Source organism: Pseudomonas sp. M30-35, from assembly GCF_002163625.1.
In the GTDB taxonomy this organism is placed as follows: Bacteria; Pseudomonadota; Gammaproteobacteria; order Pseudomonadales; family Pseudomonadaceae; genus Aquipseudomonas.
In genome coordinates, this window is the sequence record NZ_CP020892.1 from 2,818,644 (window position 1) to 2,833,781 (window position 15,138).

Annotated in this window: 12 protein-coding genes; 4 read left to right on the forward strand and 8 right to left on the reverse strand. The window is 54.2% G+C overall.

Going from position 1 to position 15,138, the window contains the following annotated elements; all coding sequences use genetic code 11:
- Positions 1-79 precede the first annotated feature (79 nt).
- Positions 80-1,735: an electron transfer flavoprotein-ubiquinone oxidoreductase gene (locus B9K09_RS12955; protein WP_087517213.1), complete on the forward strand. Its 1,656-nt coding sequence runs from the start codon at positions 80-82 to the stop codon at positions 1,733-1,735.
- 177 nt (positions 1,736-1,912) lie between these two features.
- Here the strand turns inward: B9K09_RS12955 and B9K09_RS12960 are convergent, their stop codons facing one another.
- The 3 genes from B9K09_RS12960 to B9K09_RS12970 all read right to left on the reverse strand — a co-directional run bounded on the left by B9K09_RS12960 (position 1,913) and on the right by B9K09_RS12970 (position 4,467).
- Positions 1,913-2,482: a DUF1285 domain-containing protein gene (locus B9K09_RS12960; protein WP_087517214.1), complete on the reverse strand. Its 570-nt coding sequence runs from the start codon at positions 2,480-2,482 to the stop codon at positions 1,913-1,915.
- A 54-nt stretch (positions 2,483-2,536) separates the two neighbouring features.
- Positions 2,537-3,148 (reverse strand): DUF4823 domain-containing protein, encoded by a 612-nt coding sequence (locus tag B9K09_RS12965; protein ID WP_177408664.1) that lies wholly within the window; start codon positions 3,146-3,148, stop codon positions 2,537-2,539.
- 128 nt (positions 3,149-3,276) lie between these two features.
- Positions 3,277-4,467 carry an FAD-binding oxidoreductase gene (locus B9K09_RS12970; RefSeq protein ID WP_087517215.1) on the reverse strand — a complete coding sequence of 397 codons (1,191 nt, stop codon included), beginning with the start codon at positions 4,465-4,467 and terminating at the stop codon, positions 3,277-3,279.
- Positions 4,468-4,889: 422 nt separating this feature from the next.
- On the opposite strand from B9K09_RS12970, the gene B9K09_RS12975 reads away from it, so the two are divergent.
- The 3 genes from B9K09_RS12975 (at position 4,890) to B9K09_RS12985 (ending at position 7,487) form a co-directional block, all read left to right on the forward strand.
- Positions 4,890-5,957, forward strand: coding sequence for a DUF4331 family protein (locus tag B9K09_RS12975; RefSeq protein ID WP_087517216.1), 1,068 nt, complete (start codon positions 4,890-4,892; stop codon positions 5,955-5,957).
- 177 nt (positions 5,958-6,134) lie between these two features.
- The gene (locus tag B9K09_RS12980) at positions 6,135-6,899 is read left to right on the forward strand and encodes a DUF4198 domain-containing protein (RefSeq protein ID WP_157699355.1); all 765 of its coding nucleotides are present in this window, start codon (positions 6,135-6,137) and stop codon (positions 6,897-6,899) included.
- A 6-nt stretch (positions 6,900-6,905) separates the two neighbouring features.
- On the forward strand, positions 6,906-7,487 hold the full coding sequence (locus tag B9K09_RS12985) for a HupE/UreJ family protein (RefSeq protein ID WP_087517218.1): 582 nt from the start codon (positions 6,906-6,908) through the stop codon (positions 7,485-7,487).
- Between the two features lie 61 nt (positions 7,488-7,548).
- On the opposite strand, the gene nirD is transcribed toward B9K09_RS12985, so the two are convergent.
- The 5 genes from nirD to B9K09_RS13010 all read right to left on the reverse strand — a co-directional run bounded on the left by nirD (position 7,549) and on the right by B9K09_RS13010 (position 15,136).
- Complete coding sequence (nirD, locus tag B9K09_RS12990; protein ID WP_087517219.1) at positions 7,549-7,920, reverse strand: nitrite reductase small subunit NirD; 372 nt, start codon at positions 7,918-7,920, stop codon at positions 7,549-7,551.
- Positions 7,920-10,481 carry a nitrite reductase large subunit NirB gene (gene nirB / locus B9K09_RS12995; protein ID WP_087517220.1) on the reverse strand — a complete coding sequence of 854 codons (2,562 nt, stop codon included), beginning with the start codon at positions 10,479-10,481 and terminating at the stop codon, positions 7,920-7,922. Before nirB ends, nirD begins: the two co-directional genes overlap by 1 nt.
- Before the next feature lie 371 nt (positions 10,482-10,852).
- Positions 10,853-12,580, reverse strand: a complete 1,728-nt coding sequence (locus tag B9K09_RS13000) for a bifunctional protein-serine/threonine kinase/phosphatase (protein ID WP_087517221.1) — start codon at positions 12,578-12,580, stop codon at positions 10,853-10,855.
- Between the two features lie 50 nt (positions 12,581-12,630).
- The gene (locus B9K09_RS13005) at positions 12,631-13,443 is read right to left on the reverse strand and encodes a formate/nitrite transporter family protein (protein WP_087517222.1); all 813 of its coding nucleotides are present in this window, start codon (positions 13,441-13,443) and stop codon (positions 12,631-12,633) included.
- Between the two features lie 466 nt (positions 13,444-13,909).
- Positions 13,910-15,136, reverse strand: coding sequence for a cytochrome c (locus B9K09_RS13010; RefSeq protein WP_087517223.1), 1,227 nt, complete (start codon positions 15,134-15,136; stop codon positions 13,910-13,912).
- Positions 15,137-15,138 lie beyond the last annotated feature (2 nt).

A 15,138-nucleotide genomic window follows, 5' to 3' on the forward strand; every position in this document is an offset into this window, starting at 1 on the left:
AATGCGTCAGCACGGCTTTGGGCGCGAGCCTGGCAACGTTAAATAAAATACATAAGAGAGCCTGAGTAGGAGATAACCTGTGGAACGCGAATTTATGGAGTTCGACGTCGTCATCGTCGGTGCTGGGCCTTCTGGCCTGTCCGCCGCCTGCCGACTGAAGCAAAAAGCTGCCGACGCAGGTAAAGAAATTAGCGTCTGTGTCGTCGAGAAAGGATCAGAAGTCGGCGCGCACATTCTATCCGGTGCGGTATTTGAGCCGCGCGCGCTGAACGAGCTGTTTCCTAACTGGAAAGAGCTTGAAGCCCCGCTCAACACCCCGGTAAAGCGCGACGACATCTATATGTTGAAGAGCGCTGAGAGCGCAACCAAGATCCCAGGCATGTTCGTGCCGAAGACCATGCACAACGAGGGTAACTACATTATCTCGTTGGGTAACCTCTGCCGTTGGTTGGCTCAGCAGGCTGAAAACCTGGGTGTAGAAATTTACCCAGGTTTCACCGCACAAGAAGTGCTGATCAACGAAAATAACGTAGTCACCGGTATTCTCACAGGTGATTTGGGCGTTGACCGCGAAGGCAACCCCAAAGAAGGCGTGTATACGCCGGGCATTGAACTGCGCGCCAAGTACACCCTGTTTGCCGAAGGCTGCCGTGGCCATTTGGGCAAACAACTGATCAAGAAATTCAACCTTGACACCGAAGCGGATGCCCAGCATTACGGCATCGGCCTCAAGGAAATCTGGGATATTGACCCAGCCAAACACGAACAAGGCCTGGTTGTTCACACCGCTGGCTGGCCGCTAGACGATGAGAACATGGGTGGCTCGTTCCTCTATCACCTGGAAAACAACCAAGTGGTAGTCGGCTTGATCGTTGACCTGTCCTACAGCAACCCATTTCTGTCGCCATTCGACGAATTCCAGCGCTACAAGCACCATCCGGTGATTGCTCAGTATCTGGAAGGCGGCAAGCGCGTCAGCTACGGCGCCCGTGCTATCACCAAAGGCGGCCTGAATTCGCTACCGAAAATGGTTTTCAACGGTGGCGCACTGATCGGCTGTGATTTAGGCACCCTCAACTTCGCCAAGATCAAGGGCAGTCATACCGCCATGAAATCTGGCATGTTGGCCGCAGACGCCGTCGCTGACGCGTTGTTCGCTGGCAAAGAAGGCGGCGACGAGCTGACCGGTTACGTCGACAGCTTTAAGTCGAGCTGGCTCTATGACGAATTATTCGGCAGCCGCAATTTCGGCCCAGCCATGCACAAATACGGCGCCTTGCTCGGTGGTGCATTCAACTTTATCGACCAGAATATCTTCGGCGGTAAAATTCCGTTCACCCTGCATGACACCAAGCCAGATTACGCATGCCTCAAGCTCGCGGCTGACTCCAAGCGCATCGCTTATCCGAAGCCGGATGGCAAGCTGAGCTTTGACAAACTGTCTTCGGTTTTCCTGTCCAGCACCAACCACGAAGAAGAGCAGCCCTGCCACTTGAAACTGGCGGACGCGAGCATTCCGCTGGATAAAAACTTGCCGATGTACGATGAGCCGGCACAGCGCTACTGCCCTGCCGGGGTTTATGAAATCGTCACGCAAGAGGATGGCGAGAAGAAGTTCCAGATCAATGCGCAGAACTGTGTGCATTGTAAGACTTGCGACATTAAAGACCCTGCCCAGAACATCACCTGGGTGGCGCCTGAAGGGGCTGGCGGCCCGAATTACCCGAACATGTAATTACGCCGCTAAACAAAATGCCCGCTGCGCAAACAGCGGGCATTTTTTATGCGCGATTTGAAAGTATGCAGGACGGATTGGGATCTTTTTCACCCGCTATTTTGTTGCGAGATTGAGCCTATTTATTGCCGTATATCGGCGGACAAGCTTCGCGTTATCACGCCCAACGAGCGCTTCTCACTCTGGTTGCGGGGCGATGCAGAAAAACTGACCACTGCTCCAGACACCGAGCCAGTTCTGGCCGTCGATCTCACGCGGCACTGCAAGCTCAACCAGCTGATAAAACACATTGCGGTGAATCAGCGCTTCAAGGTTGGTGCGCACCAGGATAAACGGCGCCGGTTCCTGGGTTTGCGGGTCTAGCTCGACGCGAATAGGATGCTCGGCATCAGCCACAATTTCATCATCAACGTTATTGGTGAAGCGTAATACCTGAGCCTCACCTTCGCCCTCAACCGCCAGCGTAATCGCTACAAACGGCGCAACATCGACGCGGATACCTACTTTTTCGACCGGTGTCACCAGCACGTAGTCATCACCATCGCGGCGGATAATCGTTGAAAACAGCTTGACCATCGGCTTACGCCCAATCGGCGTGCCCATGTAGAACCAGGTGCCATCTCGGGCGATACGCATGTCGATATCACCACAGAACTCTGGATTCCAAAGGTGCACTGGAGGCAGACCTTTCTTCTCGCTTTTAGGAATCTGCGCAAGCAGGTCATTTGCCTTGCCTGAATCACTCATACCATCTCCCATGTTCTCTGATCAGTATCAGCATCGAGAGCCAACACCGTACGATTAATCACTCAAGCCAATCAGACTGCGCGCATATTGCTCAAGCGGTGGGCCGATCAAGTCTTCCGGTTTTTGATCATAAAACGTCAGGAAGCCGCCGCGGCTACGAATTCGGGCAGTATCGACCAAATAGCGAGTATTGGTCTCAATCAACATTAACTGAATAACCCCGCTATCCACACCAATACGGTCCAGCGCCTCCTGGTCTTCCCACTCGGTGCCCGTGCCGATCCGGTCATCGGCCGTGGCGAAACGTCCGTACAGCAGATAATGTGCACCTTGCCCGCGAGCCTGACTCATTGCCTGATCAAGCCCAAGCGGTGTCTGCGCCCTGCGTACCAGCGGGAAGTATTCGATAAAGCCTTTAAAAGCCTCCTCGGCGACAATATTGGCCTTAGGGTTGGCATCGCCGCGCGGTGTGAAATAACCCTGGGCGATGTAAATAAACGAATCCGGCTGCAAGCGGCGCGAGTTCGCCCGCTGCGTGTTGCTATGATCGAGCACACCAGCATCACGCAGTTGATACTGGGTACCCGCCGCCATATCGCTGACGGTCATGCAGCCACTCAGCGGCAAAAGCACCAGCAAAGTGAATAATGGAAACAGCCTAGGCATCACTCTTCTCCCGTACCGGTGCCAAAATACCGGCGAATAAGCAGGCAATGCAGATTCCACGCCAAAGTACGGGTAGCCTGTAGACCGCTCGAAATCACGGGATCTTGGCAGGGCAAGGTGCATGGACCTTATCGGCCGAAGCGAAATATTTCTGCATCTGAATTGGGCCTCCCCAAATAGAGATCGGCAATAATTTGGGCCGCCACCACGCTGTAGGTAATACCGTTGCCTCCATAGCCGAGCGCAAAATAAGCATTGGGGATTTCGTCAGTCTCGCCAATATAGGCGAGCCCATCTTTCGTCTCACCGAAGGTTCCAGCCCAAGCGTACGCGACCTCGAAAGGTATTTTAGGCATAAGCTCTGCTAATTTTTTGCTCAATGCCTCGCGCTTCTCCGGCAGGACTGCGTCACGCAGATCGCTGTTTTTGAAAGCTTCATCCTCACCACCGATGATGATCCGATTATCACTGGTGGTGCGCATATAGGTATAAGGCCGCTCTGACTCCCAGAGCAAACATTGTTCATACCAGCCCTCAAAGGTTTTAACCGGCTCGGTGATGAATGCAAACGTACTGTTGAGATCAACCACTTTTTCTTCAAGCCAGGTCTGCGCTTCATAGCCGCAAGCGAAAACCACTTTTTGCGCACGAACCTGATACCCCCTTTGTGTAAGGGCGGTTATCCCCTGCTCTGCCTGGTCTATCTTACCGACCTGAGTACGATCAAAAATCGACGCACCGTTAGTCTGCGCACGCTGCAGTAATGCGTGGGTCAACAAAAAAGGATCGACCTGGGCTCCTTGCTTGGAATAAAGCCCGCAAGGCGCGCTGAAGTTAAAACGATCCTCAATATCTTTTCGCCCCCAAAATTCAATGTCGAAACCAGCCTCCTTGCGCGCTTGGTACTCTTGCTCAAGTGACTCAACGTCATCTGCTGATGAGGCAAAGTAAAAACTACTCTGGCGTGAAAAACCGCAGTCCGGCAACTGCTTTGTCATCACCGCCAGTTTGTCGATGGCATCAGCGCACAGGTGATAGGCACGCTCAGCCTGCGTTTTACCGATGCGAGCAATTAAATCGCTCAGATGCATATCGATTGGCATTGCAGTAGAGGCGCTGGTGCTCCCTCGGGCAACATCTCGACGATCCAGCACGACGATTTTATGGCCTTGCTGAGCAAGGTAATCAGCCACCAAAGCACCGGTAATACCCGCCCCGATAACGAGCACATCGCAATCCAAGCTCTGCGACAGGCTGGGATATGATCTGACCAAGCCAGACTTGATTGGCCAAAAGCAGTGCCCTGAACGCAGATCCATGTTTTATATCCTTTGGAGACTGGCTTGCAGCAATACAGCGCAATACTTAAATGACAACGAGTCTTGAGCATCGTGCGCCATCAGGCTTAACAGGGCCTGCTTTCCCCTCATCAATTTGGGGTTGCAGGTTTTTTACACCCACTGTAAACACTCGCCCCCGCAGCCTTCCTCAAAGGCTGAAGCAACCAGTACCAGCCTCGACTCATTTACCAAAGACGAACTGCCCACCGCCCAAAAAACGCTCATCCCGCCCGGTTGACCTCAATAAACTCGATCTATACCCTGTGCAACTTGAGCACCTGGTCAGCTAGCGCCGTGACATCACGGACCGTGCCGTACCTGCATTACCTAACATATAGGATGATTACGCTACGGACGGAAAAGCGTAACAGTGCTCATAAACAATCAATAGGGAGGTAGATATGTTTAAAGGCTTAAGGACACTCAATACCGCAGTCGCCTTGACTGCAGCCATCGTAGGCAGCAACCAAGCGTTGGCCAGCCATCACTTTGAATCCACCATCGTTCAAAAAACGCCCACGCTTAATCAGTTAGATAACTACGTTTTCCCTTCGGACCGCCCAGATCACACCGTATTCGTGATGGACGTAAGCGCTGTGCCGAAAGCCGGAGTTGATGGCACGTTCTCGACTAAGGGCCTGTACAACATCCACGTAGCTAATGATGACACCTATAAAGCGGGGCATACCTTTAGCTTCCGTTTCCAAGGTGCAGATAAGTTTACTGTGTATCAATCTGACGCCCCCAATGCTGCAGTTGGGACCATCGGCACCAAGCTGGGCGAAGGCAACGTTGGCAAAGCCACCGAACTGCCAAACGGCATTAAAGTCTGGACCGGCGTTGTCAAAGATCCGTTCTACGGCAACTCCACCAGCCTTGGCCTGCTGCGTGCGCAGCTTAACAATGGTACGCCTTACGACCCAGCCATTTGGGCACAAGCTAAGGGCAAAAGCATCTTCATTGGCCGTAAAGCCGCTGCAATCGTGCTGGATGTACCTAACTCAATGCTTGGCAAGACTGTACACGCCTTCATGACCACCGCTGTGGAAAAAGATGGCGCCTGGCAGCAGGTTCAGTACTCAGCAAACCCTTTGCTTTCGCACACGATGCTTTTCGAAAATGGCGCGCTCAAGGCAGTACTTAATAGCAGCCGTCCAGATACACAAAAGGCAATCAAACCGTTTGTATCTGCTCGCATCACGCGCGCAGTACTGCTGGCGAAATCGCAGAAAGACCCAATCAAGTACGCTGACAAAATAACCGATATGCTGGTGCCGGATGTACTCACCTACAAAGTCGGTACTGCAGCCAAGTATGCCGCGAACGAACGCAATGGCCGCTCGCTGGATGATGACGCAATGAGTGCCGTATTGAGCATGATGCTGGGCACCCCTACTGACCAAAAAATCAGCAATCCAAAACTGCATACTGCAGCCTTTCCTTACCTGATCCCAACGACAGTTGACTAACCTGTCATAGGCTCACATACCCGCAGCAAATTAACTTCATTGCTGCGGGTTACTTCTCTCAGAATCAAGGATGAGGCTGTGTATTCGCTAATGTATCTCTTAGCAGACGATGTCGCGCATGCGCCAAATAAGCTAACCCTCCGGCTGCGTCAAGGGGTTGCAATACTGGCCATGCTAATGCTCACACCGCTAGCCATGGCCCATGAGTTCTGGTTGGTTCCTCACGACGCACAAACTGGCCTCGAGCAAAAAGTAGTGTTCGAATTGCGGGTTGGGCCAACCTGGCCAGGCGTGCAAACACCTCGAATAGACAACCTTGTTAACTGGTTTAAGGCCAAAGACGCCCAAGGTGAATGGAAAGTAGCCGGCCGGGATCGCACACTTGCGGTCGGTAACTTCACCACCCGTTCGCCAGGCGCGACCGTAGTTGGTATGCGTACTAACAGTGCCCACCTTGAGCTATCGGCGTCCGAATTCAATCAGTATCTGATGGAGGAAGGTCTGACCGAGGTGATGAAAACCCGCGCACGTTTTGGTTTGGGTGACGCACCAGGCCGCGAGAACTTCTCTCGTTGCGCCAAGAGCATCATCCTCGTCGACGGCCAGAGCCAGGGGTATGACAATCAAATCGGCTTGCCGCTGGAGCTTATCCCGCAGACAGATCCATTGGCACTTCGCACCGATGAGCCATTTGTCGTGCAACTTCTTTTTCTTGGCAAGCCGCTACCGAACACGTTGATCAAGGCACAGCTTAAAGCCGAGCCACCGATTGAGCTAAGCGCAACCTCGGATGCTGCTGGTCGCGTCATGTTCACGCTTCCCCAAGACGGTTTATGGCTATTCAACGCCGTACACATGGAACCTAGCACTGAAGACGATAGCGACTGGGAAAGCCTCTGGGCGTCCCTGACAGTCCAGCTATCAGAAAAATCCAAAGAGTAATCACCAATGATCTTTCGTACCCAAAGTTATCTGCAGCCTGTGTTCTTGCTACTCATCATGCTCGCCAGCACTAGCGCACAAGCGCACACAGGTGTAGAGGCTGGCTGGTTGCACCCGTTATCCGGCGTCGATCACCTGCTGGCAATGATCGCCATTGGCGCTTGGAGCTGCCAGATGGGCGGCCGCGCCGTCTGGATTGTACCTAGCGCCTTCGTCAGTTTCATGATGCTCGGTGGCCTGCTGGGCTTTGAACAAGTAGATTTGCCCGGTGTAGAAATTGGTATTGTTCTTTCGGTAATACTGCTCGGACTTGCAATCGCGCTAGAGAAAACCTTTGCCGTGGCCATTGCCGCGATTGGCGTCGGTATTTTCGGTATATTCCATGGCTACGCCCACGGCTACGAAATGCCGGTAATGGACAACAAGCTGGCCTATTCAGCCGGATTCCTGAGTACCACAGCCGCCCTCCACGTGGTCGGCGCTGTTGGCGCATTTCTGGTGCTCAAACTGCCCCGCGGCCGCGTCATTCTCTGCACATTGGGCGCTATTTGTGCCCTTTGCGGTGTCTACTTGGCGACTCAGCTCTGACCGTATCCAAAACTGCTTATCCCTTGGGCGATGCATAACGCGCATTGCCCAAGGGGATTATTCAGCCCAGCGCAATCTCTACAACTTCACCAGAAAAACGCACAGGCCATGTGTGCAGGCATTGTTCCGGGTACTCCAGACAGGTGCCATCTTCGAGGCGGAAGTGCTGCTTATAAAGCGGAGCGGCGATGACTAAATCGCCTGCTAGACTTCCAATGATACCGCGTCCGATCACGTTAGCGCCTGACTTCGGATCGCGATTATCAAGCGCATACAGCTGCTTAGCATGCACCTCACTCGGCACGTAAAACAGCGCAACTTGTGCGCCATCGGCCCATGCGACCACTCCTGAATTTGCGACCAAGTCTTGCCGGCTGCACAACGATTGCCAGTTAAGGTTTTGCTGCTGCTCGATTGCGTCTGCGCGGCTCATTAAACCACCTCCTCAAATAGCGGGATCAGCGACAGCTCGGTATCGCGGACGGGGCGACGTTGCTGGCGTTCTTTGACGAAATGAATATCCGGGTCGCCGCGCTTATCGTTGACAAAGGTACGGAAGCGCTTGAGCTTCTCCGGGTCATTAAGGGCATTGGCCCATTCGCATTCGTAGCGATCAACCACGAGCTGCATCTGCGACTCCAGCTCCGCTGCAAGGCCAAGACTGTCGTCAATGATCACGGCCTTGAGGTAATCCAGGCCACCTTCCAATGATTCACGCCACACCGAGGTGCGCTGGAGGCGGTCGGCAGTTCGCACATAAAACATTAGAAAGCGGTCGATATAACGGATCAGAGTGACATCATCCAGATCAGTCGCGAACAGTTCGGCATGGCGCGGACGCATCCCGCCGTTACCACTGACGTAGAGGTTCCAACCGTTTTCCGTCGCGATTATGCCGACGTCTTTGCTTTGCGCTTCAGCGCACTCCCGAGTGCAACCGGAAACGGCAAATTTGATCTTGTGCGGGGAGCGTAGCCCCTTGTAACGGTCCTCCAGAGTCAGCGCCATGCCAACGCTGTCTTGCACACCGTAACGACACCAGTTGCTGCCTACGCAGGACTTCACCGTGCGCAGTGATTTGCCGTAGGCGTGGCCCGTCTCAAAGCCTGCCGCAATCAACTCGCTCCAGATATCCGGCAGTTCGTGAAGCTGCGCGCCGAACAAATCGATGCGCTGGCCGCCGGTGATTTTGGTGTACAGGTCGTATTTTTTCGCCACCGCGCCAATCGCGATCAAGCCATCCGGCGTCACCTCACCGCCGGGAATGCGCGGCACCACCGAGTAAGTACCGTTCTTTTGCATGTTGGCCATAAAGGTGTCATTGGTGTCTTGTAATGGCACCAGCAACGGATCAGTGATCGAACGATTCCAACAGGATGCGAGCACCGAACCCACCGCGGGCTTGCAGATGTCGCAGCCGAGGTGACCTCTACCGTGCTTGGCCAGTAACGCCTCGAAACTCTCGATGCCTTCAACGCGCACAATCGCGTACAGCTCTTGGCGGGTATAGGCAAAGTGTTCGCACAAGCTCTTGTCGACAACCACGCCACGGGCGGTCAGTTCGTGTTCGAAAACCTGTTTGAGTAAAGCCGCACACCCGCCACAACCTGTTGCAGCTTTGGTGCAGCTCTTGAGGCCGGCGAGATCACCACAACCGCCGTCAAGCGCAGCGCATATGGCGCCTTTGCTGACGTTGTGGCATGAGCAAATGGTTGCGCTATCCGGTAGCGCATCAGCGCCCAACGCAGGCGCACCCTCGCCTTGCGGCAAGATCAGAGACGATGGATCGGCTGGAAGCTTGATGCCGTTTTGCACGTACTGCAACAGCGTGTCGTAATAACTATTGTCGCCCACCAACACAGCGCCGAGGGCATGTTTGCCATCGGCTGAAACCACTAGACGACGGTAACTGGCAGTGGCCTCGTCGATAAAACGGTAACTGCGCGAACCCGCAGTTGCACCCTGTGCATCACCGATTGAGCCGACATCGACGCCAAGCAATTTAAGCTTGGTCGACATGTCTGCGCCCATAAACGGATCGCTCTGCTCGCCACATAATTGCGCGGCAACCGCGCGGGCCATTTGATAGCCGGGCGCAACCAGACCGAAGACACCACCATTCCACGCCGCGCATTCACCGATGGCAAAAATATGCGGGTCATTGGTTCGGCATTGGTTGTCGATCGCCACGCCACCACGAGGCCCAAGCTCCAGCGTGGATTGCTTGGCAAGTGCATCCTGCGGGCGTATACCGGCAGAAAATACAATTAGATCGGCTTCAAGAAACTCATCACCGACAAAATTCATGCGATAGCGATACTCATCACCCGCACTGATTGATTGCGTCGCACGGGACAAATGCACACTTACGCCTAGCGCCTCTATTTGTGCCTTGAGTGCCAAACCTCCGTGATCATCCAGCTGTACAGGCATCAGGCGTGGTGCGAACTCAACCACATGCGCCTCCAACCCTAGCGATTTGAGTGCATTGGCCGCCTCTAAACCAAGCAGTCCACCGCCGACGACTACACCGCGACGCGCGTTCTTGGCCGCAGCCTGAATAGTGTCCAAATCTTCGAGTGTGCGGTAGACCAAACGCGAATTGCCTTCAGCACCCTCAATAGGCGGAACGAATGGATACGAGCCTGTCGCAAGCACCAACTTGTCAAACGGAAAACAGCCGTCAGCCGTAATCACCTCACGGCGTTCGCGGTCAATCTCCAGCACCGGCACGCCCAAGTGCAGTGTTACACCCGGCTGCTGATAGAGCTCGGCGCTACTCAAGGCCAGAGACTCGGCATCACGACCGGTAAAATACTCGGAAAGGTGCACCCGATCGTATGCGCGCATCGGTTCTTCACTGAAAACATGCACGCTGTACTGGGCTAATGCACCGCGCTCAATCAGTTGCTCGACACAATGATGACCCACCATGCCATTGCCAATCACGATCAGGGTTTGCAGATTATTCAAGGTTGCGACAGTGGAGTTCATAGAGCACCCATCCAAGCCAATCACGTTTTTGAAGCAAAAAAAAACGCCTGAAACCCTTAGGTTCCAGGCGCCTTTGCCTGTTCATTGACGCTAAATCCCTGGCTGCAATGCCTGATTCAGCGTTTGTTGCCCATGATCTTTACAGATAACTCGATCGCCATTGATCGCCTGGGCGGCCCCCGATAAACGAGAGCATTAACCTAGTAAAAGCAAGGGTTATGCCATATCCCCGAAATCCCGACTTCACAAGCTTAGAGCCGCTTTACCTGCCTACCTAACTCAGCAAATAGGCGGTGAATAGAACCCCGATGGTGCAGTTGTCACTGCAAACGCACCAGACTAATGCCAAATTGCAGCGTTTGATCCCCAGCTCAGTACCCCCTGCTCAACAGCCAGATCACCAACCCCAGCAGAGTCGTCGAGAGTGCTTTCCAAAACAGCAACGGGTTACGCTCCAGCAACGGCGGACGGTGTTTATTGAGAATGTTTTGACTGGGCTGGCGCAGCTCGAAAATAAACTCTGAAAGTGCCGGGTAGCGCTTTAATGGATCAGGTTGCAGCGCTTTGCGTAAGACATCATCCAACCAAGCAGGAAGCTCGCGATCGTTATCACGCAACGACTGATAAACCAGACGATTTTGCGCTGCACGGCTTTTGCACTTCGCCACCTCGCAGCCATAAGGCAAGCGACCACTCAACATTTGATAGACAATAACCGCCAATGAGAACTGGTCTGAGCGCGGTGACCCACTCTCGCCAAGAAAGTATTCCGGCGCGGTATATTGCGCGGTACCGAGTAATTGATTGCACGCAAGTGGCGAGGTCATTTCCATCAGCCCGGCGACCTGCGCCGAGCCAAAGTCGATCAATTTCAGCACCCCGCTGGCGTCGATCATAATGTTGTCGGGGCGTAAATCCTGGTGGAGCATTTCCAGGCGATGAAAAGCCTGCAAACCTTTGCCGATTTGTTCAGCCATGCCACGCACCTTTTCCAACTCAGGCTGTGGATGGTCGAGCAACCACTGACGCAGCGTTTGCCCTTCAACAAATTCACTGACGCTATACAAATAGCTGCGCTTGCGCGTCTGCGCGGGTGCTTTAAGTACATGGGCGCTGTTAATACGTCGCGCCACCCACTCTTCAGTCATCAGGCGCTCTAAATGGGCCAAATCGTGCTGCAAATCCACCGAAGGCGCTTTTAGTACCACCTCGGTGTCAGCGCCAATATCGTGCGCCAGGTAAATATGGCTGCGACTGCTTGCGTAGAGTTCACGAATGATTCGATAGCCATCAAACTCCATTCGCGCCTCCAGCACTGGCGCAAAAGGTAACTCAGTCAACTGCTGCTGCAACTCGCTGGCGTCCTGCTGCGCAACACTGTCGACCCGTACAATCTGCACCGTCAGGTTGTCATCACTGCCCTGCGCGTACGCCTGCTCGACAATCGCTCGCGCGGCGCCATTCAAATCGCTTTCCTGTGCCTCAATCAATTCAACCATGTGCGCCGGACTGACAAATTCGTAGACGCCATCGGTGGCAAATACAAAACGATCGCCAACCTCAACCTGAAACGTGCGGTAGTCGAGTTCAAGATGACTATCGATGCCCATTGCCCGGCTCAAATAGCTCTTGTCCTGCGAAACCCAAAGACGGTGATCTTCAGTCAACTGCTCCAGGCTGGCATCGCGCAAGCGGTATATACGCGTGTCGCCTGCATGGAAGATGTGCGCGGTAGTTGATTTGATCACCATGGCGCTGAGCGTGCATACATAGCCACGATCGAGGTCGTAGCGGTACTGGCTTTGCCGCGTTTGCGCGTACAGCCAGGAGTTGGTCGCCATCAATACCCGTTGCGCCGACTTTTTTACCGACCAGGCATCGGAGGTACAAAAATAATCCCCGAGAAAACTGGCCACAGCAGACTCACTGGCGATATGGCTGACAGCACTGCTACTAATACCGTCAGCCAAGGCAATGGCAATACCTTTGGCGGTGAGCTGCGGCTCTTGCGGAATGTAGATACCGTGGAAATCCTGATTGGCAGCCTTACGCCCTTTGTCGGAGTGCTGCCCTACGGAAATCTTGAGCTGGGTTGCCATGCTGCTCCCAATACGATCCGGCGGCAGAGCGACGGACCGTGATTGCACAATTAGCTGAAACTGCGTTTGGGAGCAGTCTTCATGTGGGTGGTGTAAAGCGTCAGACCGGTGAAAGCCAAGCCGCCAACCAGATTACCCAGCGCGGTCGGGATTTCGTTCCAAAGCATATAGTCCATCACCGAAAAATTGCCGCCCAGAATCATCGCCGACGGGAACAGAAACATGTTCACCACCGAGTGCTCAAAACCCATGTAGAAAAACAACATGATTGGCATCCACATGGCTATGGTTTTACCACTGACCGTGGTCGAGATCATCGCCCCAACAACACCCATCGAGACCATCCAGTTGCACAGCATGCCGCGCAGGAAAATGGTCAACCAACCCGCCAGACCGTACTCGGCATAACCCAGCGTGCGGTCCTCGCCGATGTGCGAGATCTTTTCGCCGATAATCCCTGGGCTGGTAGAAAACCCGTAGGTGAAGACGAACGCCATCATGAACGCTACGGCTAGCGCGCCAGCAAAGTTGCCGGTAAATACCAGCCCCCAATTGCGCAGCACACCGTTTACGGTCACGCCCGGTCGCCGGTCAAGCAGCGCCAATGGTGTGAGCACGAAGACCCCCGTGAGCAAGTCAAAGCCCATCAGGTAAAGCATCACGAAACCAACGGGAAAGAGCATGGCGCCAACCAATGGCATGCCCGTTTGCACGGTGATGGTGATGGCAAAAACAGCCGCTAAAGCCAAGATCGCACCGGCCATGAAAGCGCGAATAAGCGTGTCGCGGGTGGACATGAAAACCTTCGATTCGCCGGCATCCACCATTTTGCTGACAAACTCAGCAGGCGCTAGATAGGACATATTATTTCCCTGAATGTGAGTTTTTAAAACGCAAAAAAAAGACGCCTAGAGCTTTTCAGCTCCAGGCGCCTTTGCCTGTTAATTTGTGGGGCTCAACCGCCCTATTTTGCGCAACAGGCAGTGGCGATTAACGCCGTCAGATCGCCATTGATCATTGGGCCGCCACCCGCGCAGTCGCGGTTGTGTTACCAAACTAACTATCAACAGAGCAAGTTACGCGCCAAACCTGCTCAGCCAGTTCCGAGGCTGCGGCGCAGAGGCTTTGCGCAAGGTTTAACCCGCGCCAGCAGCCCGTACAAGCCAAGCAAGTGGAACCAAAACGGAGCACGCGCCAATCCAAACGCCCCATTCTGTGACGGTGCAACTCAAACTCAAGCTCAAGCAACAGGCCCTGAACAACAAAACCCGCGGCCACCTTGGGAGGCGACGGCGGGTTTAGTGTTTAGTTAAGCGTTAATCAGTGGGTCTAATGCTTGATCTGCGGCGCTTCATCCTGCAGTTTTTGCACAGCACTGAGCGTTAGCTCTCCAGTTTTACCGCCCCAGCTCTGGCGAAGGTAATTAAGCAGATCCGTCAGTTGCTGCTGAGTCAGTTTGCCTGCGAAACCCGGCATAGGCTGCATACGCTCGAAGCCTGTGAATTGCTGCTCACCGATGCCATCCTCAATCACCCGCAGCAAGTTGCGCGGGTCCTCCAGGCGCAAGGTGGTATTGCCGCGCATGGCGACCGCAATGTGTGGCTTGCCCTCGCCTCCCGCAGCGTGACAACCGGCGCACACGTTCAGGTACTCCTGACGACCGTTCTGTGCACTTGGGCTGAGCTTATCGAACGGGACTTCCGTTAGCACTTTAGCCTCTGGCGGTTGATCGCCGAGCAGGAATGTCGCCATCGCCGCCAGGTCATCATCACTCAAGTGCTGCGTACTATTGTGAAACACCGGGTACATCTCGTTGAACATAGTGCCCTGAGCGCTCATGCCATGCTTAAGAAAAGAACTCAGGTCTTGATGATTCCAACCGCGAGCGGCCAGATCATCGCTCAGCAGGCTCGGTGCCAGATAACCGTTGAGCACACCGCCAGTCATTCGCTTATCCAGCTGCATGGCCCCCGTCACACCGCGGGGGGTGTGACATTCGCCGCAATGGCCGAGCACATCGATCATGTACTGGCCACGCTTCCATGCCGCACTTTTGCCTTGTGCCGATTGCAGCTGCAAATCTTCTGCGTAGAGCATGTTCCAGCCGATCAAACCGAGGCGCACGTTAAACGGAAAACTCAGGCTGGTTTCCGGTGCAGCCCGTTCAATCGGCTCGACGGTCTTCAGGTAGGCGTGAATAGCATCCGAGTCTTCGCGTGGCATCAGGTGATACGAGGTATACGGCATCGCCGGATACAAGTTGGCACCATCGCGACGTTTACCTTCGACGAGCGCGGCAAAAAACTCGTCATCGTTATACAGCCCAATGCCGTGCTCTTTGCTTGGGGTGATATTGGTGCCGTAGATCGTGCCGAATGGTGAAACGATTGGCAGTCCACCCGCATAGGGCGCGCCACCTGGTTTTGTATGGCAGGCCATGCAGTCAGCTGCACGGGCAAGGTAGGCGCCGCGCTCAACCTGGCCATCGGCGTGTGCCTGTAGCATCGGCACAACCAAGCCAGCCGCCAGGGTCATACAGGAGAGTAGATACTTCATGC